We start from the raw sequence: 22,071 nt of genomic DNA on the forward strand, positions 1-22,071 counted from the left end.
CGGCGCCGGGGCCTTCGTTCACTCCCCCGCGGCCCACTCGTTCTTGTCGTACTGGTAGGTGTAGAGCTTCCTGCCCTCCATGGCGCTGACCCGGAACGGCTTGCCGCCGTCGTCGACGACGATCGTGCCGCGCCGCTCGCCGTCGCTCCACTCCAGCTCCAGGTACCAGGAGACGACATGTCCCTCGGTGTGCACGTCGAGGTTGAAGACCTGGGGATCGCTCGTGGACACCTTGAAGGGGAAGTCCTTGGCGGGCACCCTGTTGTCGCCGTCCTGGCCCGCGATGGGCCTGGCGGACGGGCGCGCCGCGTCGAGGTCGATGTCGAAGGTCTGGGGCGTGACGCCGCCGCCGCAGCCCTCGCCCATGGCGTAGACCGCCCGGTCGAGGGGCTCGGCACGCTCCACCACCCGTACGTGGATGCCGGTGACGACCACGGCGGCGTCCGTGCGGCCGGTGGCCGTGAGCTCCAGGTACACATGGCCGGCGTCGACCCCGTCGAACGGCGCCGCCCAGCGGCGGGACTCCTGCGGCGAGGGCGGCGGCGGGACCTGGTCGGGCCGCCGGTCGAGCAGGTAGTGCTGCCCGCAGGGTCCCGCCCAGTTGTACGAGCTCACGCCCGCGCGCAGGGGAGTTCCGGCCGACTTGCCGCCGGGCGCCGCGGTGTCCTTCGTACGGCTCGGAGGCGCGGACGCGCCCGAGGGCTTCGCGGAGGCGGTGGGTGCGGAGGCGGACGGGGAGGTGGTGGCCGGCGAGCCGCTGGGGGAGACGCGCACGCCGGGCACCTCGGAGGGACCGGCCGCGGCCCGCCCGCCCTTGTTCCCGCCGACGGGATCTTCGGAAACCGTCCGGCCGATGCCGTAGGCCAAGGGCACGGCGAGCGCGACGACGGCGGCCGCGGCGAGAACCATCCGCAGCCGCTTGCGGGAGCGGGGAGCGGCCGGGGAGGAGGCTCCGACGGTGACGACGGGTTCGGGCCGGCCGGTCGGGTCCCTCTCCGAGTCGCCCGGCTCGGCGGACACGGCAGGCGCGGCGGCCTCGGTGGTCCCGGCGGTCGCGGCAGTCCCCGCGCTCCCAGCCGACTCGGTGATCCCGGCGGTCTCGACCGACTCGACCGCCGCGTCAGCTGCCGTCTCGGCGGCTGACGGCCCCCCAGGAGCCTCAGGGACCCCACGGGCCTCAGCCACCTCATCAGCCGCCACGTCCACCACCGGAGCAGCCGGAGCAGCCGGAGTGACCGCGGCGGCCGGCTCCGTGACCGATCGCCGCCTCCTGGTGTCGTCGGCCACGATCCAGCTGCGGTGAAGGGCGATCATCTCCTCGCGCGTCGCACCGCAGAGCCGCCCCAGCCGTTCGACGGGCGCGAACTCCGTGGGGACGGCGTCCCCGTTGCAGTACCGGTGCAGCGTCGACGTGCTCATGTGCAGCTTCTTGGCCAACGCCCCGTAGCTGAGCCCGGATCGCTCCTTCAGTCCGCGTACGAGCTCCGCGAAACCGCCCGTCTCCGTTGCCACCTGCCCCGTCCCCCTCGTTTCGCCGTCTCAGGAACGCGTTCCAGGGAAGGGTCGTTCCCCCAGGTCACGGTAGGTGCGTGCGTTCCAGCGTCCCCCATTGTCCCGTGCCGATTGCCGACGGAGCGCCGGGGGCCGCAGGGTATGAGCCATGCCGAGCAGCCGGGCCACGGACGCCGTGGCCGCCGCGGTGCTGATCGCCTGCACCGTCATCGTCATCGCGCTGATCAACCGTCATTGATCAGGCCGTTCATCGGACTTCACGGGGGAACACCCATGCGCCTCACCACTCGTGTCACCACGACCGCCGCCACCGCCCTGCTCGCGGCGCTGTCGCTCACCGCCTGCCAGGGGAACGGCGGCGAGCCCGCCGCCTCCGCCCCGAAGCCATCGGCGTCGACGCCTTCGACCGGGCAGGACCCGGCGGCGAAGCCGTCCACCGAGCCGTCCAACGAGCGGTCCTCGGGCGCCTCGTCCGCAAACGGGTCGCCCGGTCGGTCGTCGAAGCCGGGCGGAAAGCACCGGGCCGACGCGGAGGACGACGGCCCGGTCACCACGCCCTGCACCGGCGCCACGACCAAGGTCGTCGCGAGCAAGGTGACCCGCCCCCTCAACCACCTTCTCCTGACCGTGACCAACACCGGCAGCCGCGCCTGCAACGCCTACGGCGCGCCGTTCGTCGGGTTCGACGACGCCCAGGCCCCCCTCGGCGTCGTCGACGCGTCCCGCCCGCAGGCCGTCGTCACCCTCTCCCCGGGCGCCTCCGCCCACGCCTCCGTCCTGCTCTCGGGCGAGCGGGGCGGCGGCCCCGAGGCGCACGGCCGGACCGTGCAGAAGCTGTCCGTCCACTTCGCCCCGGGCGGCGGCTCGGGCGGCTCGGTGGGCAGCGGTACGACGCTGGCGGCGCCGAGCGGCACGTACGCCGACGACGACGCCAGGGTCACGTACTGGCAGCGCGAGATGGACCAGGCACTGACCTTCTGAGCCGGTCAGCCGAGGGGGTGGGACGTCCTTCCCGACACCTCGTCGATCTCCGTGTGCGCCTTCTGCAACAGCTGGGAGGCGAGGTCCATGAGCGCGCGTGCGCCCGCGATCTCCTCTCCCACCCGCAGCTGTTCCGGATCCGAGGGATGCCGGTGCGCGCTGCCCTGGGCGCGGTACTCCGTGCCGTCGCCGAGCCTCACCATGGCGGCGGCCCTGGTCCGGTCGCCGTCCTCCTGGAACTCCATCTCGATGTGCCAGCCGACGAGTGTCTGCATGAGGACCACCTCCAGCGGTACTACCAGGGTGCGCCGCCCGGCCCATCCTTACCAATCGGTGCGTAGCTGACCGGAAAGTCGGTACTTGTGGGGCGAACCGCCCCGGAGAAGGATCGGCGTCGGGCCGCGAGACGGCGGCCCGACACCCCGGTCCCGAGTCCTGGAGCACCCCCATGCCCGAAACCCCGTCCACTCCCCTGTCCGAGAACGTCAGCCCCCGCGCCGAGCCCACCGTCCAGGGTCCTGGGCAGGACCCCGTCCAGGAGCCTGCCCAGGACCCTGCCCGGAGCCCCGCCCAGGTCTCCGTCCTCGGCCTCGGCATGATGGGCAGCGCCCTGGCCGCCGCGTTCCTCGACGCCGGCCATCGGGTCACCGTCTGGAACCGCTCCCCCGCCAAGACCGGCCCGCTGGTCGCGCGGGGCGCCCTGCCCGCCGGGTCGGCGGCGGACGCGGTGGCGGCGAGCCCGCTCGTGGTCCTGTGCCTGCTGACGAACGAGGACGTCGAGGGCCTCCTCGCCACGCTCCCCGACCGGCTGGAGGGCAGGACCCTGGTCAATCTGACCAACGGCACCCCCGCACAGGCCCGCGCGCTCTCCGCGTGGACGGAGCGGCACGGCGCCCGGTACGTCGACGGCGGCATCATGGCGGTCCCGCAGATGATCGCCGGCCCGCACGCGTACGTCTTCTACAGCGGGGACGAGACGGCGTACGAGACCCACCGCCCCACCCTCGCGGCCCTCGGCGGCACCCGCTGGACGGGCGGCGACCCGGGGCTCGCGGCCCTGTACGACCTCGGTCTGCTGACCGGCATGTACGGGATGGTCATCGGGGTGGTGCAGGCCCTGGCCCTGGCCCGTACGGAGAACGTCGGCGCCGAGGAGTTCGGCGAGCTGCTGGTGGCCTGGATCACCGCGATGCTCGGTACGGTCCCGGAGATGGCCCGGGCGGTCGACTCGGGGCAGCACCTGACCGACGTCTCCAGCCTGGCGGTGAACCGGGCGGCCTTCCCGAACTTCCTGGCGGCCTACCGCGACCAGGGGATCAGCGGGGAGCTCTTCGAGCCCTTCCAGGCGCTCCTGGACCGGGCCGTCGCCGCCGGGCACGCGGCGGACGGACTGTCCCGGCTCACGCCGATGCTCACTCTCCGTTAATTCACTTGCACGGTCGGTTCCAGGTCCGGAAACTGTTAGGTATGACTAACGTTTTAGTGGAGTCCTCGTCGTTCCCCGACTTCGGCCGCCCGGACGCCGGCCTGGTGCTGATCTCGGAGTGGCGGACACCGGACGCGGAGCGCCGGCAGGCGGTCATGGACGGCGTCATCGACGCCTGGGCGGAGGCCCGGCTGCCGGAGTCGTTCCTCGGCCGCTACTGCCTGGCGGGCTCCGACGGGCTGACGATCCTCAACTACGCCCAGTGGACCGACGCCGCCGCCCACCACGCCTTCGCCGCCGACCCGGCCAACCAGCGGGCCATCGCCGACTCCGTCCAGGCCCTGATCTCGGTCGGCCCGCCCGGCCGGTATCGCTACGAACGCTCGGTCGTCCTCCGGGAGGGGCCTCTCCGCACGCTCGGCACCGCCCCGTCCGAGACGGGGGTGGCCCAGTACGTCCACCGCGGCGAGGACGGCAAGGCCGTGCGCGTCCTCACCGCCCACGACGACGAAGGGGACGGAACCGCCGTGCGGTTCCGTCCCTGCCGAGGACTCGTCAGACCTCGCGGCTGAGCATCCTCGCGGCCTCGGTGGCCCAGTACGTCAGGATCATCCGCGCGCCCGCGCGCCTGATCCCGGTCAGGGTCTCCAGGACGGCCTTGTCCCGGTCGATCCAGCCCCGCTCGGCCGCCGCCTCGACCATCGCGTACTCACCGCTGATCTGGTAGGCCGCGACCGGCACGTCCACGGCCTCGGCGACCTTCGCCAGCACGTCGAGGTAGGGGCCCGCGGGCTTCACCATGACCATGTCCGCGCCCTCCTCCAGGTCGAGCGCCAGCTCGCGCATCGACTCGCGGAGGTTCGCCGGATCCTGCTGGTACGTCTTGCGGTCGCCGGTCAGCGACGAGCCGACGGCCTCGCGGAAGGGCCCGTAGAAGGCGGAGGAGTACTTCGCCGTGTACGCCAGGATCGACACGTCCTCCTTGCCGATCGTGTCCAGCGCGTCGCGGACCACGCCGACCTGGCCGTCCATCATCCCGGACGGCCCCACCACGTGGACTCCGGCATCCGCCTGGACCTGCGCCATCTCGGCGTAGCGCTCCAGCGTGGCGTCGTTGTCGACCCGGCCGCTCGCGTCCAGGACCCCGCAGTGACCGTGGTCCGTGTACTCGTCCAGGCAGAGGTCGGACATGATCACGAGGTCGTCCCCGACCTCGGCCCTCACGTCCCTGATCGCGACCTGGAGGATCCCGTCCGGGTCCGTGCCCGCCGTACCGGCGGCGTCCTTCTTGGCGTCCTCGGGGACGCCGAAGAGCATGATTCCGGAGACCCCGGCCTCCAGCGCCTCCACGGCGGCCTTCCGCAGGGTGTCCCGCGTGTGCTGCACGACGCCGGGCATCGCGGCGATCGGCACGGGCTCACCGATGCCCTCCCGCACGAACGCGGGAAGGATCAGATCGGCCGGACTCAGCCGCGTCTCGGCCACCATCCGCCGCATGGCGGGAGTCGTCCGCAGCCGCCTCGGCCGCGCCCCGGGAAAGGATCCGTACGAGTTCATGCCCCCGAGGCTACGCCCGCCCCACCCCTCCACTTACCGACACCCTGTTGCCCCACCCCGGCACCACCGCTGCGGACACACGCCCCACCCCGGCACCACCGTTGTGGGCATTCGTCCCGCGGGGGGCGGGACGGGTGGGCACAACGGGACGGCGCCCTCGCGGGCGCCTCCGCCCCGACCTCCCGCCCACCACGACCCCGACGCCCCCACCCGGCCCCGCAAACGCCGAAGGGGCGCGGAGCCTGAAAAGGCCCCGCACCCCACCGAACGCGTCACGTCACGCCACGACCGTCAGGTCGTCCGCCGCCTCCGCGCCCCCGGCCTCCGCTCGCTCGGACGCGTCACCGGATCGCCCGCCTCCAGCGCCGCCTCCCGCCGCCGCAGCCCGAAGTCCGCCAGCGCCTCCGCCAGCTTGTGCACCGACGGCTCCGGCGACAGCACGTCGACCCGCAGGCCGTGCTCCTCCGCCGTCTTGGCGGTCGCCGGGCCGATACAGGCGATGACCGTCACGTTGTGCGGCTTCCCGGCGATCCCCACCAGGTTCCGCACGGTCGACGAGGACGTGAAGAGCACGGCGTCGAAGCCACCGCCCTTGATCGCCTCGCGCGTGTCCGCCGGCGGCGGCGACGCGCGCACCGTCCGGTAGGCGGTCACGTCGTCGACCTCCCACCCGAGCTCGATCAGGCCCGCGACCAGCGTCTCCGTCGCGATGTCCGCACGCGGCAGGAAGACGCGGTCGATCGGGTCGAAGACCGGGTCGTAGGGCGGCCAGTCCTCCAGGAGGCCCGCCGCCGACTGCTCCCCGCTCGGCACGAGGTCCGGCTTCACACCGAAGTCCACGAGCGCGGCCGCCGTCTGCTCGCCCACGGCCGCGACCTTGATCCCGGCGAACGCCCGGGCGTCGAGCCCGTACTCCTCGAACTTCTCCCGCACCGCCTTGACCGCGTTGACCGAGGTGAAGGCGATCCACTCGTAGCGGCCGGTCACCAGACCCTTGACCGCACGCTCCATCTGCTGCGGCGTACGCGGCGGCTCGACGGCGATCGTCGGCACCTCGTGCGGCACGGCGCCGTAGCTGCGCAACTGGTCGGAGAGCGACGCGGCCTGCTCCTTCGTACGCGGCACCAGCACCCGCCACCCGAAGAGCGGCTTCGACTCGAACCACGCCAGCTGGTCCCGCTGCGCCGGTGCGCTGCGCTCGCCGACCACGGCTATGACGGGCCGGTGGCCCTCGGGCGAGGGGAGCACCTTGCCCTGCTTGAAGACCTGCGCGATCGTGCCCAGCGTCGCGGTCCACGTCCGCTGGCGCGTCGTCGTGCCGGCAATGGTCACGGTGAGCGGGGTGTCCGGCTTACGGCCTGCCGCCACCAGCTCTCCGGCCGCCGCCGCCACCGAGTCCAGCGACGTGGACACGACGACGGTGCCGTCCGAGGCGCCGACCTCGCTCCAGCACCGGTCGTCGGCGGTACGGGCGTCCACGAAGCGCACGTCCGTGCCCTGCGCGTCGCGCAGCGGGACACCGGCGTACGCGGGTACGCCCACCGCCGTCGCGACACCGGGTACGACCTCGAAGGGGATGCCCGCCGCGGCGCAGGCGAGCATCTCGCTCCCCGCGTCACCGTCGAGCCCGGGGTCGCCGGTCACCGCACGGACGACCCGCTTGCCGCCCCGCGCGGCCTCCATGACAAGATTGGTCGCGTCCCTCAACACCGGGACACCGGCGGTTGTTGACGCCTCGTCAACAACCGTCAGCTCAGGCGTGCTCACGCCCGCGCGCGCATGGCCGCGGACGACCTCGAGAACCTCCGGCTCGGCGATCAGGACGTCCGCCCCGGCCAGGACCTCGACGGCCCGGAGGGTCAGCAGTCCGGGATCGCCTGGTCCGGCACCGAGGAAGGTGACGTTCCCGTGGCCGGCGAAGACCGGGGACAGGGGGCTGGTGGTCGGGCTGGTGGGGCTCAAAGTGCTCGCTCCCCCATAAGACCGGCCGCACCCTTGGCGAGCATCTCGTCCGCGAGTTCGCGTCCGAGCGCCATCGCCTCGTCGTAGGACGTGGGTACGGGACCGGTGGTGGACAGCTGCACCAGCGTCGAGCCGTCGGTGGTGCCGACGACGCCGCGCAGGCGCATCTCGGTGACAGTCTGCCCGCGGCCGGAATCCTCGGCCAGCAGGTCGGCCAGCGCACCCACGGGTGCGGAGCAGCCGGCCTCCAAGGCGGCGAGCAGGGAACGCTCGGCGGTCACGGCGGCCCGGGTGTACGGGTCGTCGAGTCCGGCGAGCAGGGCGACGAGGTCGGTGGCGGAAGCCGCGCACTCGATCGCCAGGGCCCCCTGGCCGGGGGCGGGCAGGACGGAGTCGACCGACAGGAAGTCGGTCACCTCGTCGGTCCTGCCGATGCGGTGGAGACCGGCCGCGGCGAGAACCACCGCGTCCAGCTCGCCCTTGTGCACGTATCCGACGCGGGTGTCGATGTTCCCCCGGATCGGCACGGTCTCGATGGTCAGCCCGTGGCTGCGCGCGTACGCGTTGAGCTGGGCCGTGCGCCGCGGGGAGCCGGTGCCGATCCGGGCGCCCTCGGGCAGCCGGTCGAGCGTCAGGCCGTCGCGGGCGACGAGGACGTCACGCGGGTCCTCGCGGCGCGGGATCGCGGCCAGCACCAGATCGGGGTGCTGGGTGGTCGGCAGGTCCTTCAGGGAGTGGACGGCGAAGTCCACCTCGTCGGCCAGGAGCGCGTCGCGCAGGGCGGCGACGAACACGCCCGTACCGCCGATCTGCGCGAGGTGCTCGCGGGAGACGTCCCCGTACGTCGTGATCTCCACGAGCTCGACGGGCCGGCCGGACAGCTGCCGGACGGCGTCGGCCACTTGCCCGGACTGGGCCATGGCGAGCTTGCTGCGCCTGGTCCCGAGCCTCAGTGCCCTCTCGGTCATACTCGCCCTCGGTTCTTGACGTCGGCGTCATTCAGGTCGGCCCGGGAGACGGAGGCGACCGTCTCCGGGTCGAGGTCGAAGAGTGTCCGCAGCGCGTCGGCGTACCCGGCGCCACCGGGTTCGCTGGCCAGCTGCTTGACCCGTACGGTCGGCGCGTGCAGGAGCTTGTCGACCACGCGTCGGACGGTCTGGGTGATCTCGGCCCGCTGCCGCTCGTCGAGGTCGGGCAGCCGGCCCTCGAGCCGGGCCACCTCGCCCGCGACCACGTCGGCGGCCATGGTGCGCAGCGCGACCACGGTCGGGGTGATGTGCGCGGCGCGCTGGGCGGCGCCGAAGGCGGCCACCTCGTCGGCGACGATCGAGCGGACCCGGTCGACGTCGGCGGCCATCGGCGCGTCGGCCGATGCCTCGGCCAGCGACTCGATGTCGACGAGGCGCACGCCGGGCATCCGGTGGGCGGCCGCGTCGATGTCGCGGGGCATGGCGAGGTCGAGCAGGGCGAGGGCGGGGGCGCCGTCGGGCGTGGCCTCGGCGGAGGTCCGGCCGGCCAGGGCGGTCTCGACGGCCTCGGCGGTCAGGACGAGGCCGGTGGCGCCGGTGCAGGAGACGACGACGTCGGCACGTGTCAGTTCGTCGCCGACGGCAACCATGTCCACCGCGCGCGCGGCCACACCCGGGCCCCCGGGCTCGGTCAGGATCTGGACGAGCCGGTCGGCGCGGGCCGCGGTGCGGTTGGCGATCACGATCTCGGAGACCCCGGCGCGCGCGAGCGTGGCGGCGGCCAGCGAGGACATCGACCCCGCGCCGATGACGAGGGCGCGCTTGCCCGCGGCCCAGACGTCGACGTCCGTGCCGTCGGCGAGCTGCTCGAGACCGAAGGTGACGAGCGACTGCCCGGCCCGGTCGATCCCGGTCTCGCTGTGGGCCCGCTTGCCGACCCGCAGGGCCTGCTGGAACAGGTCGTTGAGGAGCCGGCCTGCGGTGTGCAGGTCCTGGCCGAGCGCGAGGGCGTCCTTGATCTGGCCGAGGATCTGCCCCTCGCCGACGACCATGGAGTCGAGCCCGCACGCCACCGAGAAGAGGTGGTGGACGGCCCGGTCCTCGTAGTGCACGTAGAGGTAGGGGGTGAGCTCTTCGAGGCCGACGCCGCTGTGCTGGGCGAGCAGCGTGGACAGCTCGGCGACACCGGCGTGGAACTTGTCCACGTCGGCGTAGAGCTCGATGCGGTTGCAGGTGGCCAGGACCGCGCCTTCGGCGGCCGGCTCGGCGGCGAGGGTGTCCTGCAGCAGCTTGGCCTGCGTGTCCGAGGCGAGCGAGGCCCGCTCGAGGACGCTGACCGGGGCGCTGCGGTGGCTCAGCCCGACGACGAGGAGGCTCATGCCGGCATCACGGCGGGGACGTCCCCGTCGGGTCCCTTCCGGGCCGGGCCCGTGGCGCCGCCGCGAACGGCGGGCGCCGCGGCGGCGGCGTCCACGGCGTCCGCTTCCTCGCCGGCCTTGCGCTGCTCGTGGAAGGCGAGGATCTGCAGCTCGATGGAGAGGTCGACCTTGCGCACGTCCACGCCGTCGGGCACGGACAGCACGGTCGGGGCGAAGTTGAGGATGGAGGTGACTCCGGCGGCCACGAGCCGGTCGCAGACCTGCTGGGCGGCACCGGCCGGAGTCGAGATGACACCGATGGACACGTCGTTGTCCTCGATGATCTTCTCGAGCTCGTCCGTGTGCTGGACGGGGATCCCGGCGACCGGCGTGCCGGCCATGGCGGGGTCGGCGTCGATCAGCGCGGCGACGCGGAAGCCACGGGAGGCGAACCCGCCGTAGTTGGCGAGGGCGGCGCCGAGGTTACCGATACCGACGATGACCACGGGCCAGTCCTGGGTCAGGCCGAGCTCGCGCGAGATCTGGTAGACGAGGTACTCGACGTCGTAGCCGACGCCGCGCGTCCCGTACGACCCGAGGTAGCTGAAGTCCTTGCGCAGCTTCGCGGAGTTGACCCCCGCGGCGGCTGCGAGCTCCTCGGAGGAGACCGTGGGTACGGAGCGCTCCGACAGTGCGGTGAGCGCACGCAGATACAGCGGAAGGCGGGCGACGGTGGCCTCGGGAATTCCTCGGCTGCGGGTCGCCGGTCGGTGAGTTCGGCCAGTTGCCACGGTGCTCCTGCGGGATGAGCGGGGCTGTAGGCGGCCTTGTGTCCCTCGACCGCCCCGTCTAGTGCAGGCTATGTCTTTGTGAACGCGTGCACAAAGATGGTGTCCGTTTTGTCCGGCCAAAGTGACCGGGGTCACGCGACCGGTTCGCGCCATGACGGAACCGCGGAGCCCGTCAACCCGTTGGGAACACGAAGGGGGCATAACCGCACACTCTCCTTACGATCATGCCCCCGGAACCCACCAAAACGTCCCTGATGGTAGCCGCCTTCCGGTCAGCCACCCAGTGCGCGCCGCAGGCGCGCGGGGTCCACCCGCCAGAAGGTGTGCTGCTCGCCGTCGACCAGGACCACCGGAATCTGCTCCCAGTACGCCCGGTGCAGCTCCTCGTCCCGGGTGATGTCCTTCTCCTCCCAGCTCGCCCCGGTCTCGGCGCAGACCGCCTCGATCACGGCGCGCGCGTCGTCGCAGAGGTGACAGCCCGGCTTGCCGATCAGCGTCACGGTCCGCGGGGCGGAGGCCCCGGGAGCGGTGGGGCTGTCCTTCTTCTTCGTCCGTCCGAACATCCCTCCATTCTGCGCCGCGCCCGGCCCGGCCCGGGACCTCCGCCGTTACGCCGCGCCCGGCCCCGCGCGGGACCCTTGCTCCCCGCCCGCTCCACCGTCCGTCGACAGGAGCGTCGCGGAGTGTTCACGCCTCGGCATCCCCACAGGTCGGGAAGTACCGAACAGACTGGCTATGCTCACGCCATGGCCGCACTGGGATGGCTCACCTCTCACCGGCGCTCCGCCACCGCGCGCAGCGTCCTGGCAGGCGAGGCCGCTGCCGAGGCAGCGCGCAAGACCTCGCAGCAGCTCGAGCGCGAGCGGGAGGAGGCCGCCGGGGGCGCCGCGCCGTCCGAGCCCGAGTTCCCCGTGATGGGCGACGTACAGGCCGCCGCCTTCTTCGACCTCGACAACACCGTCATGCAGGGCGCCGCGATCTTCCACTTCGGCCGCGGCCTCTACAAGCGGCAGTTCTTCCAGCGCCGCGAGCTGGCCCGCTTCGCCTGGCAGCAGGCGTGGTTCCGGCTGGCCGGCGTCGAGGACCCCGAGCACATGCAGGACGCCCGCGAGAGCGCCCTGTCGATCGTCAAGGGCCACCGCGTCTCCGAGCTGATGTCGATCGGCGAGGAGATCTACGACGAGTACATGGCGGACCGGATCTGGCCCGGCACGCGCGCCCTGGCCCAGGCCCACCTGGACGCCGGTCAGAAGGTCTGGCTCGTCACGGCCGCCCCCGTCGAGACGGCCACGATCATCGCCCGCCGCCTCGGCCTCACCGGCGCGCTCGGCACCGTCGCGGAGTCCGTCGACGGCGTCTACACCGGCAGGCTCGTCGGCGAGCCCCTGCACGGCCCGGCCAAGGCCGAGGCGGTGCGCGCCCTGGCCGCCGCCGAGGGCCTGGACCTGAACCGCTGCGCCGCCTACAGCGACTCCCACAATGACATCCCGATGCTGTCGCTGGTCGGCCACCCCTACGCCATCAACCCGGACACCAAGCTGCGCCGGTACGCCAAGGCCCGCGAATGGCGACTGCGCGACTACCGCACGGGCCGCAAGGCGGCCAAGGTCGGCATCCCCGCCGCGGCGGGCGTCGGCGCGCTGGCGGGCGGGACGGCCGCCGCGGTCGCCCTGCACCGCCGCCGCCGCTGAGCGGCCCTTCCGACCCCGCGGGACACCGCCGGACTGCCGATACGTTTCGGCTGCGATCACCTGCGACAACACGGGACCAGCACTCGTCACCCGTACGTGGTCGAACAACGCCGCACAGGTCGACTCCGAGGCATTCGCGGCTCCCTACCCAGCAGCGGCCCAGATCACTCCCCCGCCCCGGACTCGAGCACAACAGAGCGTGCACGTAGTCACACTCGGAAGCAATCCGATCAACAAGCGGTCACGAAGTACACACGTATCCGCCCGCAAGCGGTAACAGATACGACGTAATCGATGATTTGAGCAACTGGGTGTAGCGCTGCCTGTACGAAGCGTTATTCTCCTCAGACGCACAACGGAACCCACACGTCGCCACGACGAGTGAACGGTCCCGCACTGCTCGTGATGGAAGCTCTGCCTCTGGGAGTCCCGTGTACCCACACGTCGGGGTTGACGCCTCGGGCCTGGCTACGCTGCGCGCAACGGTCCTCGACCACTTGCGCGGCTTCGTCCCCACCGCGTACGCCGTCCCTGTCCCCGCCTTTGCCTTCGCCGCACCGGCACCCGCCGGTCCCTGCTATGCCCTGGCCGAGAGCGGTGCCGCTGTCGGCAGAAGGGGCAGCCGCGGCGGCACCGGAACCTCGACCGCCGCCCGCCGCCCCACCGCCGACAGCGACAGCGCTCGCATGATGGACCTGGTCGAACGCGCCCAGGCCGGCGAGGCCGAGGCCTTCGGCCGCCTGTACGACCAGTACAGCGACACCGTCTACCGCTACATCTACTACCGCGTCGGCGGGAAGGCGACGGCGGAGGACCTGACCAGCGAGACGTTCCTGCGCGCCCTGCGCCGGATCTCCACCTTCACCTGGCAGGGCCGCGACTTCGGCGCCTGGCTGGTCACGATCGCCCGCAACCTGGTCGCCGACCACTTCAAGTCGAGCCGCTTCCGGCTGGAAGTGACCACGGGAGAGATGCTCGACGCCAACGAGGTCGAGCGCAGCCCCGAGGACTCCGTCCTGGAGTCCCTCTCCAACGCGGCCCTCCTGGACGCGGTACGCCGGCTCAACCCCCAACAGCAGGAGTGCGTGACCCTGCGCTTCCTGCAGGGCCTCTCCGTCGCCGAGACGGCCCGGGTCATGGGCAAGAACGAGGGCGCGATCAAGACCCTCCAGTACCGGGCCGTGCGCACCCTGGCACGCCTCCTCCCGGACGACGCCCGCTGACCACCCGGCGCCCCCCACACGCGCTCCCACCCCCCTGCTCCCCCCTTCCGTCCCCCACCTCCCCCCACACCCCCCGACCCCCGTCCAACTCACAGTCGGTGACGCCTCGATGACGCACTGGTCCGATCATCTTTCGCGCGTAACCCAAGTGCCGCGCCGCTCGTTGTGCGGAATGCAGGCTCCCTGTGGTCACGCTTTGCCCGCAGCCACTCACTCTTTCGTGTGGATGTGTTCAAGGTGTGCAACCTTCCGGACACCCCGGGGAGTCGACCGTCATGACGAGAGGAGGTGCCGCCAGTGATCGCGAACGTATCGGCGCACCGGCGGGCGAACGCCTTCGCCCAGGCCCTGGAGGATCGGGCGTCCGAGGGCGCGGCGGCCGAGCAGCCCGAGGCATCGGCCGAACCGGCCGGGCAGGGGCGGCTGTTGGCGCTGGCGAACGGTCTCGGCGAACTGCCGAGACCGAAGATGGACCCCGAGGTCAAAGTGGTGCAACGAGCCCAGCTCGTCGCCGCCATGGAAGCGATGCTCGCGGAGGGGAGCGCTGCCGCGGGCCCTACCGTGCCGGAGCAGCGGACCTCAAGCGGACGGGGAGCCCACCGGGCCTCCCCCCTGCGCAAACTGCGTCCCCGCTCCCGCTGGTCGAAGGGGATCGCCGCGGGCGGCCTCACGGTCGGTGTGGCGGCGGGCGCCTTCAGCGGTGTCGCCGCTGCCAGCTCCGACGCCCTCCCGGGTGACTCGCTCTACGGGCTGAAGCGCGGCATGGAAGACATCAAGCTCGGGATGGCGGACGACGACGCCGACCGGGGCGGGATCTATCTGGACCAGGCATCGACCCGGCTCAGCGAGGCCCGCAGGCTGATGGAACGCGGCCGCGCCGGCGCACTCGACCACGAGTCCCTCGGCGAGATCCGCCGCGTCCTCGGAGGCATGAAGCACGACGCCTCCGAAGGCCACCGGCTGCTGCGCCAGGCGTACGAGCGGGACGGAGCCATCGCCCCGATGGCCCGGCTCAACTCCTTCGCCCAGGCCCACCGCACCACTTGGAACGGCCTGCGCGAGCGCCTGCCCGTCCAGCTCACCGACGTCGGCAACGAAGTGAACGACGTCTTCGTCGCCATAGACGAGGAGGTCGAGCCGCTCCAGGCGATGCTCCCCCGCACGCCGGAGAAGGGCGCGGTCGGCAGCAGCACACCCAGCACCGGCCAGGACTCCTCCTCCGGACCGCGGACCCAGCGCCCGCCGTCCAGCCCGGCCGCCCCCTCCACCGGCGCCGGCACCAGCCGGCCCCAGCCCTCGGGCTCCGGCAGCGGCTCCGCGGAGAACGACGGCCTGCTCGGCGGCAACACCGGGGGACTGCTCGACCCGCCGCCGCCCGGCACCACCCCGACCCCGTCGGGCGACCAGTCACCACCCCCCGTGCCGGACGTGGAGATCCCGCCGCTGCTGCCGGGCCTGCTCCCGGGCCTCGGCATCGACAGCGAGGACGCCCGCTGACACGGGAAGGGGGCGCCCCACCACCTCGGGGCGCCCCCTTCCCGTACCGTCAACCGCCGTTCGGCCAGGCGTGCCGTCGGCGCACCCCTCGGCCCGCGCCGGAACAGCGCCACGCCGGAACAGCTCAGAAGAACACCGATCGGCGCTGCACCAGCAGCTTGTACAGCGTGTGCTGGATCTGCTCCCGCACCTGATCCGTCAGATTGAACATCAGCATCGGATCCTCCACCGCCTCCAACGGATACCCGTCCGTGGCGATCGGCTCGCCGAACTGGATCGTCCACTTCGTCGGCAGCGGCACCGCGCCCAGCGGCCCCAACCACGGGAAGGTCGGCGTGATCGGGAAATACGGAATCCCCAGCACCCGAGCCAGCGTCTTCGCGTTGCCGATCATCGGGTAGATCTCCTCCGCGCCCACGATCGAGCACGGCACGATCGGCACCCCGGCCCGCAACGCCGTCGAGACGAACCCGCCCCGGCCGAAGCGCTGCAGCTTGTACCGCTCGCCGAAAGGCTTCCCGATGCCCTTGAACCCCTCCGGCATCACACCCACGATCTCCCCGGCCCGCAGCAGCCGCTCCGCGTCCTCCGCGCACGCCAGCGTGGAGCCGGCCTTGCGGGCCAGTTCGTTGACCACCGGCAGCATGAAGACCAGATCGGCGGCGAGCAGCCGGAGGTGACGGCCCGCCGGGTGGTTGTCGTGCACGGCGACCTGCATCATCAGGCCGTCCAACGGCAGCGTCCCGGAGTGGTTGGCGACCACCAGGGCGCCCCCCTCGGCGGGGATGTTCTCGATGCCCTTCACTTCCACCCGGAAGTACTTCGCGTACAGCGGGCGCAGCAACGACATCAGGACCTGGTCGGTCAGCTCCTTGTCGTAACCGAACTCGTCGACCTCGTACTCGCCCGTCACCCTCCGGCGCAGGAACGCGAGCCCGCCCGCGAGCCGCCGCTCCCAGCCGCCCCGGCCCTCGGCCGCACGCCGCGCGCCGCCCTCGGCCTCCACGGGGCCGTCGGAGCCCTCGGAGTCCTCCGGGGCCCCGGAACCCGGTCCGGCGGCCGACAGATGCTCCTCGGGGCCCTGCTGCCCCGGCAGGGAACGCACGGCGGCCTCCTGCCCGGCCCGGGCAGGGCGCCGCCGCGCCCGTGAGCGGTCGTCGTCGAACGGAATGACCTTGGCGTCCGCCATCGTTACGTGGGCTCCTTAGTCGCCGCTCTCAACAGGGGTGTGCGTCAGCCGGTCCGCGACCCGGTCCACCGCCCCGGCCAGACGCTCCGGCGGCAGCAGCCCCGGACCGCGGCTGTCCGCGAAGTCGGCGAAGGCCTCCGCCGTGGTGAACCTCGGTGCGAACCCGAGTGTCTCGCGCATCTGGACCGTGGAGACGACCCGGCCGTGCGTCAGGAGACGGATCTGCTCGGGCGAGAAGTCGGTCACGCCGACCGTCCGCAGCGCCGAGCCGACCCAGGTGACCGCGGGCATGGGCACCGGCACCGTCGGCCGCCCCAGCCGCCGCGCGCACTGCGACAGCAGCAGCACCCCGTCGCCCGCGATGTTGAACGTGCCGCTGTTCAGCGTCGCTCGCCGCGGCTCCTTCGACCCGACGTGCAGGACGTCGATCACATCGTCCTCGTGGACGAACTGAAGCCTCGGGTCGTACCCGAAGACGGTCGGCATCACCGGAAGCGACAGGTACTCGACGAGCGGCGAATCCACCCGCGGCCCGAGGATGTTCGCGAACCGCAGCACGCACACGGCCACGTCCGGACGGCGCCGCGCGAAACCGCGTACGTACCCCTCGACCTCGACCGCGTCCTTGGCGAAGCCCCCGCTCGGCAGCGACTTGGGCGGCGTGGTCTCCAGGAACACGGCCGGGTCACGCGGCGCGGAGCCGTACACGCTCGTGCTGGACTTCACCACCAGCCGGGAGATCCGAGGCGACTTCTGGCAGGCCCCGAGGAGCTGCATGGTGCCGATGACGTTGGTCTCCTTGACCGACGTACGGCCGCCGGCGCCGAGCGCCGTCCCGGTGACGTCCATGTGGACGACCGTGTCCACGTCGTACTCGGCCAGCACCCGGGCGATGGCGGGCTGGCGGATGTCCGCCCGGACGAAGGCGGCTCCCCCCAGGTCGTGCGCCGGCGCGACCGCGTCCAGGGCGACCACCCGGTCCACCTCGGGGTCCCGCTGAAGGCGTCGTACGAACCGCCCTCCCAGATACCGGGCCGCACCGGTGACGAGCACGACCTTGCCCAAGATCCGCGCCTTCCGTCGGTTCGATGCCCCGGGTGCTCCCCAGGGGCCTCTGCGCCACCGTAGCGCCTCGTCGCCGCCCCGCGGCGACCGGCGTGGGCAACGGGACCAAAAAGGCGTGGCCCCCCACCGAACCGGTGGGGGGCCACGCCCGACGCACAATCAGCCGTCGTTACAGCCGTCGCTTACTTCTTGTTGCGACGCTGAACGCGGGTGCGCTTGAGCAGCTTGCGGTGCTTCTTCTTGGCCATCCGCTTGCGCCGCTTCTTGATAACAGAGCCCACGACTACCCTCGCTCACTTCTCTTCACTGGTGCGGGGCGTCTGGGCCCACACGACCTACGTCGGCCTAGCCTACCGGCATGAGCGCCGCACCTTGTAATCCGAGGGCCCACCGGGACTCCCTGAGCTTCCGGCCGCGCGCTCGCTACGCGGTCTCCACCCCCACGAACGACTCCCTGAGGTACTCGTGAACCGCCTGTTCCGGGACCCGGAAGGACCTTCCCACCCGGATCGCCGGCAGATGACCGCTGTGCACCAAGCGGTACACGGTCATCTTCGACACTCGCATCACCGAGGCGACTTCCGCCACGGTCAGAAACTTGACCTCGTTGAGAGGCCGATCGCCAGCAGCCATGACCCACCTGTACCTTCCGCACACGACGCCCACCGGCTTCCCCTCCGGTGACCCTGCGTCGCTGTGCGCTCACGCTCCAGACTAGGGGCGGGTGGTACGAGTGGGGAAGAGGAGCAGCCATCGGCCGTTTACCGTGACAGACGCGCTCGATTGAGTACATAGCGAGTGAGCGGACGGTAGTAGTCGGACCGTACGGCGTCATCAAGCGGAACGGCCACGGACACCTGCCCCTCGGCCTCTCCGACGAACAGCGCGGGATCGTCGGTGTCCGCGAGGCCGATGGCCTCGATACCCAGCTGACCTGCACCGCAGACCCATCCGTGGTCACCGACGACGAGCTCGGGAAGCGGCCAGCCGCCCTCCACGGCGCCCTCCAGGGCGGCCCGAACCGGCAGCGGGGAATGCGTGTGCGCCCCCGTCTCACGCCCGGTCGCCGACAGACCGGGTTCTCGCACCAACGCGACACCTCGTACGTAGTCGAGGAGGTACGTGCGTAGACCGAACCGGGTCGTTATGTCGACAGATCTCCCCTGCGCGGGTGTGAGGACAAGACATCCCACCGCCGATAGGGCGTCTGCGAGCGCTGCGTAGAACCCCAGGAGCCGGTGCGGATGGCCCGTCCCGAACAGCACCGGAGCCCCCCGCCTCGCCGCCTCCCCCAGCCGCGCCGCGAACGCGTCGAGACCGCTCAACGTCCGTTCGGGATCGATGACATCGGGCCCCGCGCGGTGCGCCGGATCCGGCGAGACCCCGCACTTGTCGGCCATGAGGTGCAGCAACTCCGCCTCACCCCAGGCCCAGGCGGGATCGAGCCCCAGCATCACCCGGGGATCCCGCGCGGCGAAGAGCCGATAGCTGCGCAGGCTCTCCTCCCGCGACGTCGCCACGGTCCCCGCCAACCCCGCCGCCAACAGATGCGCCCGCAGCGCTCCGGTACTCAGCACCCTCTCGATGCTGCCCGAGCGAGGCCCTCTCGGGGCCAAAAGCGCCTCGAGACCGCACAGTTGGCGTAACCACGGACCTCTGCTGGACCCGTCCCGCCGGCGTCCTACGCCAGCAGCCCCCGGAGCGGGAACGCCGCCCGCCGCGTCGCCAGCACCGACTGGTCAAGCCGGTCCGCCGGGTCGTACCCCTCCGACCAGTCCCGCCACTCCACCGGCCACCGGCCGTCCGTCATCCGCGCCGGCCCCAGCTGCCGCGTCCGCGCGTACACCTCGTCCCGCCACGACGACGGGATCACCGACTCCGGCTCGACCGGAGCGTGCGCCGCGATCCCCACCAGATGCGTCCACGACCGCGGTACGACGTCCACCACCGCGTATCCGCCCCCGCCGAGCGCCACCCACCGACCGCCCTCGACATGGGCGTGCGCCAGGTCGTGACAGGCCTCCTGCACCGCCCGCTGGGCGTCCAGCGACACCGCCAGGTGCGCCAGCGGGTCCTCGAAGTGGGTGTCCGCCCCGTGCTGGGTCACAAGGACCTGCGGCCGGAAGTCCGCGATCAGCTCGGGCACCACCGCGTGGAACGCCCGCAGCCACCCCGCGTCGCCCGTCCCCGCCGGCAGCGCCACGTTCACCGCGGAGCCCTCCCCCGGCCCCGCCGCTCCGGTCTCCTCCGGCCATCCGGTCTGGGGGAACAGCGTCCGCGGGTGCTCGTGCAGCGAGATCGTCAGCACCCGGGGGTCCTCCCAGAACGCGGCCTGCACCCCGTCCCCGTGGTGGACGTCCACGTCCACGTAGGCGACCCGCTCCGCGCCCAGCTCGAGCAGCCGGGCGATCGCCAGCGACGCGTCGTTGTAGATGCAGAACCCCGACGCGCTGCCCGGCATCGCGTGGTGCAGCCCGCCGGCGAAGTTCACCGCGTGCGCGGCCTCCCCCCGCCACACCGCCTCCGCTGCCCCCACCGACTGCCCGGCGATCAGCGCCGAGACCTCGTGCATCCCGGAGAACGCCGGATCGTCCACGGTCCCCAGGCCGTACGCCTGGTCGGCCGCCCGCGGCCGCGCCGAGGCGGCCCGCACCGCGGCCACGTAGTCCTCACGGTGCACGAGCCGCAGCGTCGACTCCCCGGCCGGCTTCGCCGCCACCACGTCGACGGCCCGGTCGAGCCCGTACGCCCGCACCAACCCCATGGTCAGCGCGAGCCGTACGGGGTCCATCGGATGCTCGGACCCGAAGTCGTACCCGGTGACAGCTTCATCCCACATCAACAGTGCGCGGCCGCTCATGCCCGTCACCGTATCGGGCCCGTTGAGAACCGAACGACGTGGCGTACGCCACCGTCACCAGGACCAACACCATCGGCACGAGCATCGCCCCCCGATAGCTCCACGCGTCCCCGAGCGCCCCGACCAACGGCGACCCGATCAGGAACCCCACGTAGTTGAAGACGTTCAGCCGGGCGACGGCCGCGTCACTGGCCCCCGGGAACAGCCTCCCGGCCGCGGCGAAGGTCTGGGGCACGATCACGCTGAGGCCGAGGCCGAGGACCGTGAACCCGGCCATCCCCACCCAGGGCCCCGGCGCCAGCGCCACCACGGCGAACCCGAGCGCCGCCAGCACCGCCCCGCACCGCACCACCGCCGCCGCACCCAGCCGCCGCACCCCGAAGTCCCCGACCGACCGCCCGAGCAGCGTGGTGACCATGTACGCGTTGTACGGCACGGTCGCCAGCTCCTCCGAGCCGCCGAGCACGTCCTGCAGGTACTTCGCGGACCAGTTCGAGACCGTCGAGTCCCCGATGTAGGCGAAGGTCATGACGAGGCACAGCGGCAGCAGCAGTGCGAACCCCACCCCGGTACCGCCCGCGGCCCCCGCTCCCTCGGCCTCGGGCCCCGGCTTCCCGTCGACGTACCACCGGCCGCCGATCCACGCGGCGGGCAGCAGCACGGCCACCACCGGAAGATAGGAGACGACGAGCGGAAGGTCCCAGTGAGCCCCCGCCCAGGCGAGCGAGGCCCCCACGATCCCGCCCAGGCTGTACGTGGCGTGGAAGCCGAGCATGATGCTCCGCCCGTACTCCCGCTGGAGGCTGACCCCCAGCATGTTCATGGACGCGTCCAGGGCGCCGACCGCGAGCCCGAACACCCCGAGCGCGACGGCGGCCTGCCACATCCCGCTTCCGGCACCGACCGCGAGGAGCGCCAGGAGGACGAGCGGCTGGGCGGCGCGCAGCACCTTCCCGGGCCCCACGCGGGCCACGATCCTCTCGGTGGCGACACTGGCCACTCCGGCGAGGATCGGCACGGCGGCCAGGAACGCGGGCAGCAACGCGTCGGAGATCCCGTACCGGTCCTGGATGGCGGGTATGCGGGTCACGAGGAGCGCGAACGTCACCCCTTGCACGAAGAAGCTGACCGCCAGAGAGCCCCGCCCACGCCGCAACCGCGCATCCGTCATGGCGGCACAGCGTAGGACCCGGGTCTACCCATGGGTAGATGGATCACCTACCCAATCTCCGTCGGCCGCCGGCCGAGCAGGGCCAGGAGCTCGCGCATGTCGCCGAAGTATCCGCGCGCTCCGGCCAGTTTCTCCTCGGGTGTCATCGCCGTGAAGCCGTACACGTCCATCCCGGCGGCGAGGGCCGCCTGGACACCGAGCCGGCTGTCCTCGATCACGACGCACCGCTCGGGGGCGGCTCCCATGCGTGCGGCGGCGTGGAGGAAGAGGTCGGGGGCGGGCTTGCCCCGGCCGACGTCCTCGGCGCTGAAGACGTTCTCGTCCCGGAACCACTGGTCGAGTCCGGTCTTCCGGTGTCCGACCCGAATCCGCTCGTGACTTCCGGAGGAGGCCACGCAGTAGGGGACCCCGTCCTCGACGAGCTGCTCGAGCACCCCCGCCGTACCGGCGACGGCCTCCAACTCCCGGTGGAAGGCGGCGAAGACCCGTGCGTGGAAGGTCTCGTCGAAGTCGTCGGGCAGCCGCTGCCCGGTGCGCTCCCCGATCAGATCGTGTACGCGATGCACGGCGGCGCCCATGTAGTCGCGCAACGAGTCCTCGTACGAGGTGGGGTGCCCGAGCTCGGTGAGGTAGCCGGCCAGGATCGTGTTGGAGATCGGCTCGCTGTCGACGAGCACCCCGTCGTTGTCGAAGATGACCAGGTCGTATCGCATATCCGTACCCTAAACGCAGAAAAGCCCCGCACCATAAGGTGCGGGGCTTTCCCACAATGATTGTTCGGCGGCGTCCTACTCTCCCACAGGGTCCCCCCTGCAGTACC

22 protein-coding genes are annotated in these 22,071 nt (G+C 72.1%); 6 read left to right on the forward strand and 16 right to left on the reverse strand.

Annotated elements, in window-relative coordinates; genetic code table 11:
• Positions 1–18 precede the first annotated feature (18 nt).
• Entirely contained in the window at positions 19–1,512 is a 1,494-nt protein-coding gene (locus tag ACZ68P_RS24775; RefSeq protein ID WP_471009701.1) for a helix-turn-helix domain-containing protein, read from the reverse strand.
• Positions 1,513–1,785: 273 nt separating this feature from the next.
• Between ACZ68P_RS24775 and ACZ68P_RS24780 the strand changes: the two genes are divergently transcribed.
• On the forward strand, positions 1,786–2,493 hold the full coding sequence (locus tag ACZ68P_RS24780; protein ID WP_471009703.1) for a DUF4232 domain-containing protein: 708 nt from the start codon (positions 1,786–1,788) through the stop codon (positions 2,491–2,493).
• Positions 2,494–2,498: 5 nt separating this feature from the next.
• Here the strand turns inward: ACZ68P_RS24780 and ACZ68P_RS24785 are convergent, their stop codons facing one another.
• Positions 2,499–2,768 (reverse strand): DUF1876 domain-containing protein, encoded by a 270-nt coding sequence (locus ACZ68P_RS24785; RefSeq protein WP_471009705.1) that lies wholly within the window; start codon positions 2,766–2,768, stop codon positions 2,499–2,501.
• Positions 2,769–2,941: 173 nt separating this feature from the next.
• Between ACZ68P_RS24785 and ACZ68P_RS24790 the strand changes: the two genes are divergently transcribed.
• Together ACZ68P_RS24790 and ACZ68P_RS24795 are read left to right on the forward strand one after the other, a co-directional pair.
• Positions 2,942–3,919, forward strand: a complete 978-nt coding sequence (locus ACZ68P_RS24790) for an NAD(P)-dependent oxidoreductase (protein WP_471009707.1) — start codon at positions 2,942–2,944, stop codon at positions 3,917–3,919.
• Between the two features lie 41 nt (positions 3,920–3,960).
• Positions 3,961–4,491, forward strand: a complete 531-nt coding sequence (locus tag ACZ68P_RS24795) for a hypothetical protein (RefSeq protein WP_471009709.1) — start codon at positions 3,961–3,963, stop codon at positions 4,489–4,491.
• On the opposite strand, the gene hemB is transcribed toward ACZ68P_RS24795, so the two are convergent.
• The 6 genes from hemB to ACZ68P_RS24825 all read right to left on the reverse strand — a co-directional run bounded on the left by hemB (position 4,475) and on the right by ACZ68P_RS24825 (position 11,118).
• Positions 4,475–5,476: a porphobilinogen synthase gene (gene hemB / locus ACZ68P_RS24800; RefSeq protein WP_471009711.1), complete on the reverse strand. Its 1,002-nt coding sequence runs from the start codon at positions 5,474–5,476 to the stop codon at positions 4,475–4,477. The genes ACZ68P_RS24795 and hemB overlap by 17 nt on opposite strands.
• 291 nt (positions 5,477–5,767) lie before the next feature.
• Entirely contained in the window at positions 5,768–7,438 is a 1,671-nt protein-coding gene (locus ACZ68P_RS24805; protein WP_471009714.1) for a bifunctional uroporphyrinogen-III C-methyltransferase/uroporphyrinogen-III synthase, read from the reverse strand.
• Positions 7,435–8,406 carry a hydroxymethylbilane synthase gene (gene hemC / locus ACZ68P_RS24810; RefSeq protein WP_471009716.1) on the reverse strand — a complete coding sequence of 324 codons (972 nt, stop codon included), beginning with the start codon at positions 8,404–8,406 and terminating at the stop codon, positions 7,435–7,437. The genes ACZ68P_RS24805 and hemC overlap by 4 nt, the downstream gene beginning before the upstream one ends.
• A complete protein-coding gene (locus ACZ68P_RS24815) occupies positions 8,403–9,785 on the reverse strand; it encodes a glutamyl-tRNA reductase (RefSeq protein ID WP_471009719.1) in 1,383 nt (460 codons plus the stop codon). Before ACZ68P_RS24815 ends, hemC begins: the two co-directional genes overlap by 4 nt.
• The gene (locus tag ACZ68P_RS24820) at positions 9,782–10,555 is read right to left on the reverse strand and encodes a redox-sensing transcriptional repressor Rex (protein WP_365717468.1); all 774 of its coding nucleotides are present in this window, start codon (positions 10,553–10,555) and stop codon (positions 9,782–9,784) included. Before ACZ68P_RS24820 ends, ACZ68P_RS24815 begins: the two co-directional genes overlap by 4 nt.
• Before the next feature lie 272 nt (positions 10,556–10,827).
• Positions 10,828–11,118 (reverse strand): glutaredoxin family protein, encoded by a 291-nt coding sequence (locus ACZ68P_RS24825; RefSeq protein WP_471009720.1) that lies wholly within the window; start codon positions 11,116–11,118, stop codon positions 10,828–10,830.
• A gap of 183 nt (positions 11,119–11,301) precedes the next feature.
• Between ACZ68P_RS24825 and ACZ68P_RS24830 the strand changes: the two genes are divergently transcribed.
• The 3 genes from ACZ68P_RS24830 (at position 11,302) to ACZ68P_RS24840 (ending at position 14,966) form a co-directional block, all read left to right on the forward strand.
• Complete coding sequence (locus tag ACZ68P_RS24830; RefSeq protein WP_471009722.1) at positions 11,302–12,246, forward strand: HAD family hydrolase; 945 nt, start codon at positions 11,302–11,304, stop codon at positions 12,244–12,246.
• 431 nt (positions 12,247–12,677) lie between these two features.
• A complete protein-coding gene (locus ACZ68P_RS24835; protein WP_215069951.1) occupies positions 12,678–13,469 on the forward strand; it encodes an ECF subfamily RNA polymerase sigma factor, BldN family in 792 nt (263 codons plus the stop codon).
• A gap of 297 nt (positions 13,470–13,766) precedes the next feature.
• Positions 13,767–14,966: a DUF5667 domain-containing protein gene (locus ACZ68P_RS24840; RefSeq protein WP_471009723.1), complete on the forward strand. Its 1,200-nt coding sequence runs from the start codon at positions 13,767–13,769 to the stop codon at positions 14,964–14,966.
• Positions 14,967–15,090: 124 nt separating this feature from the next.
• Here ACZ68P_RS24840 and ACZ68P_RS24845 read toward each other — a convergent pair whose 3' ends face one another.
• From ACZ68P_RS24845 to ACZ68P_RS24880, 8 genes are all read right to left on the reverse strand, one after another.
• Positions 15,091–16,155: a lysophospholipid acyltransferase family protein gene (locus ACZ68P_RS24845; protein ID WP_471009725.1), complete on the reverse strand. Its 1,065-nt coding sequence runs from the start codon at positions 16,153–16,155 to the stop codon at positions 15,091–15,093.
• Positions 16,156–16,170: 15 nt separating this feature from the next.
• Positions 16,171–17,220 carry an NAD-dependent epimerase/dehydratase family protein gene (locus tag ACZ68P_RS24850; RefSeq protein ID WP_365717458.1) on the reverse strand — a complete coding sequence of 350 codons (1,050 nt, stop codon included), beginning with the start codon at positions 17,218–17,220 and terminating at the stop codon, positions 16,171–16,173.
• A gap of 182 nt (positions 17,221–17,402) precedes the next feature.
• Entirely contained in the window at positions 17,403–17,501 is a 99-nt protein-coding gene (locus ACZ68P_RS24855) for a 30S ribosomal protein bS22 (RefSeq protein WP_003948845.1), read from the reverse strand.
• Between the two features lie 142 nt (positions 17,502–17,643).
• A complete protein-coding gene (locus ACZ68P_RS24860) occupies positions 17,644–17,853 on the reverse strand; it encodes a helix-turn-helix domain-containing protein (RefSeq protein ID WP_158988220.1) in 210 nt (69 codons plus the stop codon).
• A gap of 128 nt (positions 17,854–17,981) precedes the next feature.
• On the reverse strand, positions 17,982–18,797 hold the full coding sequence (locus tag ACZ68P_RS24865; protein WP_471009727.1) for a phosphatase: 816 nt from the start codon (positions 18,795–18,797) through the stop codon (positions 17,982–17,984).
• 104 nt (positions 18,798–18,901) lie between these two features.
• Positions 18,902–20,080 carry an acetoin utilization protein AcuC gene (locus tag ACZ68P_RS24870; RefSeq protein ID WP_471009728.1) on the reverse strand — a complete coding sequence of 393 codons (1,179 nt, stop codon included), beginning with the start codon at positions 20,078–20,080 and terminating at the stop codon, positions 18,902–18,904.
• Positions 20,049–21,251, reverse strand: coding sequence for an MFS transporter (locus ACZ68P_RS24875; RefSeq protein ID WP_471009730.1), 1,203 nt, complete (start codon positions 21,249–21,251; stop codon positions 20,049–20,051). Before ACZ68P_RS24875 ends, ACZ68P_RS24870 begins: the two co-directional genes overlap by 32 nt.
• Before the next feature lie 47 nt (positions 21,252–21,298).
• Positions 21,299–21,964, reverse strand: coding sequence for an HAD family hydrolase (locus tag ACZ68P_RS24880; protein WP_471009732.1), 666 nt, complete (start codon positions 21,962–21,964; stop codon positions 21,299–21,301).
• Between the last annotated feature and the right edge of the window lie 107 nt (positions 21,965–22,071).

Source organism: Streptomyces sp. NPDC036822, assembly GCF_055609145.1.